Genomic DNA, 593 nt, shown 5'->3' on the forward strand with positions numbered 1-593 from the left:
CGGGCCACGCCCTCGCCGCCCAGGTACAGCTCACCGGCTACGCCGATGGGTTGCAGGTTGAGTTGCGCGTCCAGCACATAGCCGCTGCGGTTGCCGAGCAGTGTGCCGATGGGGGCGTAGACGGCGCCGCAAGGGTCTCCTTTGCGGGCTTTCCACAGCAGCGGCGTGACCACGGTTTCAGTCGGCCCGTAGCCGTTGAACAGATACGTCGGTTTGAGTGCACGCCAGGCAAGGTCGTAACTGGCTTGCGCGACCGCATCACCGCCAAAGCAATAAACCCGCACGGCCGGAGGGTTGCCGTCACGTTCGGCATGCTCGGCCAGTTGTTGCAGATAGACCGGCGGGAACACGGCCATGGTCACGTTGTGCCGATGCATCTGTGCGTAGGTGTATTCCGGCAGCCACAGGCTGTCGTCGCGGATCAGCACGCTGGCGCCGTTGATCAGCGGGTGCATCCAACCCTCGTGGGAACCGTCGAACGCGAAGGACATGAAGTGCAGTTCGCAGTCGGCCGGGCTGGTTTCATAGCGTTCGCCGGTGGCGATGATGTGCGCCACCAACGGGCCGTGGGACACCGCCACGCCCTTGGGCAT

Annotated in this window: 1 pseudogene; it reads right to left on the minus strand. The window is 64.6% G+C overall.

The window, feature by feature from the left end:
• Positions 1-593: pseudogene (locus tag HX792_RS30460) on the minus strand (AMP-binding protein); the annotation flags it as partial.

The organism is Pseudomonas sp. B6002 (assembly GCF_013385985.1).
GTDB lineage: Bacteria > Pseudomonadota > Gammaproteobacteria > Pseudomonadales > Pseudomonadaceae > Aquipseudomonas.